This window comes from Aequoribacter sp. (genome assembly GCF_965659035.1).
Classification (GTDB): Bacteria; Pseudomonadota; Gammaproteobacteria; order Pseudomonadales; family Halieaceae; genus Aequoribacter.
In genome coordinates, this window is sequence record NZ_CBFHWH010000127.1 from 1 (window position 1) to 2,117 (window position 2,117).

Consider the following 2,117-nt stretch of genomic DNA (forward strand, 5'->3'; position numbering starts at 1 on the left):
AACATACGAAGAGGATTTACTGGCCGCTAAAATCATTGTTGATTATGAAAAGCGCAAAGCAATGATCCTTAAACAGGTACAAAACCTGGCCGCTACTTATTCGGCTGCTGCACAAATTGACGACGATTTACTCGACGAGGTCACCGCCTTAGTCGAATGGCCCGTCGCCTTATCTGGTGAATTTGATCGCGACTTTTTGCGGGTCCCGTCGGAAGCACTCATTGCATCAATGAAAGAGCACCAAAAATACTTTCACCTGCAAGACTCAGAGGGCAAGCTGTTACCTCGCTTTATCACGGTTGCTAACATCGAAAGCCCTGAGCCCGAACGGATCGTGCACGGCAATGAACGCGTCATTCGCCCACGACTAGCTGACGCTGCTTTCTTTTACGATACCGATTTAAAAACCCCGTTAGCCGACAGACGAATCGTTCTAGAAAAGATGACATTCCAGCACAAGCTCGGGTCCGTATACGATAAGGTCGCCCGAGTAGCCTCTTTGGCGTCATTCATCGCAACAAAAATTGGCGCCGACGCCAGCATTGCAGCCCGTGGTGCCGAGTTAGCAAAATCAGACCTAGCATCAGAACTCGTGAACGAGTTTCCGGAACTGCAGGGTATCGCTGGCGCTTACTACGCTCGAGCAGAAGGCCTGGGCGATGAAATTGCCAACGTCATCGAACAGCACTATCTCCCCCGATTCGCAACGGACGTCCTGCCGGATAACCTTGAAGCCACTGCCGTCGCCATAGCAGACCGCTGTGATACCTTGGCGGGCATATTCGCGATTGGAGAAATTCCATCAGGCTCTAAAGACCCCTTCGCACTCCGCCGAGCGTCATTGGCCGTGTTGAGGTTAATTATTGATAACAACCTCAACCTAGACTTAGCGGAACTGTTTTCTGAAGCACTGAATCGATTGCCCTTTGACGTACCGCCGAACACTCTCGAAAGCCTCATCGCATACCTTAACGAACGATACTACGCTCGTTACGAAGCTCAAGGGATCCCCATTACCACTATTCGTGCCGTAATTAACCAGGGTGTCAACGAACCGCTTGATTTCCAGCGCCGGCTCAACGCTCTTGTGGCTTTTTCAGATATGCCAGAGGCTTTGGTGTTAGCGAGTGCTTACAAACGTGTAAGTAATATTCTTGCAAAGGCAGACGCTGTCAAGCCAGCCTACATCGACGAGCTACTAGTTGAAACCGCCGAACACGTTCTGGCTAAGGCGCTTCAAGCGCTCAAACCAGCACTAGACAAAGCGATCAGCACTAAAGATTATTCTGGGTATTTGACACATTTAGCGTCTTTACGCCAACCCGTTGATGTCTTTTTTAACGAAGTCATGGTTAATGCGGAAGACGCCAAATTAAGACAGAATCGCTTGGGGTTGCTCGCGACTTTAGCCTCTTTATTTGGAGCTGTCGCAGATTTAAAAGAGCTGGTTATTTCTTAAGCAATCACAGCGCACTAGAGAATCCATACTGTGACGCCAAAAAAAAACCCCGCGACAGAAGCGGGGTTTAAAAAATCTATTTCCTAAATTGGTTAAACGTCCAGGTTTGCAACATTCAAGGCATTTTGCTCGATGAACTCGCGACGTGGCTCTACTTGATCACCCATCAATGTAGTGAACATTTGATCAGCCATAATCGCATCTTCAATTGTAACCTGCAGCATACGGCGAGTTTCTGGATCCATCGTGGTTTCCCATAACTGTTCAGGGTTCATTTCACCCAGACCCTTATAACGCTGGATGCTGTAGCCTTTTGCGGCTTCGGTCATTAACCAAGCTAGAACCTCGGTAAATTCGCGAACAGGCTGTGATTTATCGCCTCTACGAATTGCACCCTCGGGGCCAATCAAGTCGCCCAAGGTCGCACCCAACGCCGTGAGCTGTCGATATTCTGCCGAACCAAAAAAGTCTCGGCCCAACACCGTTTCATACTCAACACCGTGGTTGTAAAACTTTACCACCGGCAAATAAAGGTTACGCTCTTGGTCTTTGCGTACATAAACGGAGTATTCACTACCATTTACGGAATATCGCTGTAAGCGATCGCTCAGGTCTGCACCAAACTTTTGCACGCTTTGTTCATTCGCCATAGCATCCA

The 2,117-nt window shown here is 48.7% G+C and carries 2 protein-coding genes (1 of these 2 running past the window's edge); one reads left to right on the plus strand and one right to left on the minus strand.

Translation table 11 applies throughout. The features are described 5' to 3' along the window. Nucleotides 1-1,459, plus strand: a 1,459-nt coding sequence (gene glyS / locus ACTF5Z_RS11505) for a glycine--tRNA ligase subunit beta (protein WP_438985762.1), incomplete at its 5' end; no start/stop codon positions are given. 92 nt (nucleotides 1,460-1,551) lie between these two features. Here glyS and gyrB read toward each other — a convergent pair. Further along, nucleotides 1,552-2,117 carry the 3' portion of a DNA topoisomerase (ATP-hydrolyzing) subunit B gene (gene gyrB / locus ACTF5Z_RS11510; RefSeq protein WP_438985763.1) on the minus strand. The gene runs 1,942 nt beyond the window's last position, so 566 of the gene's 2,508 nt are visible here — the last part of the coding sequence; the start codon falls outside the window, past its right edge; the stop codon is at nucleotides 1,552-1,554.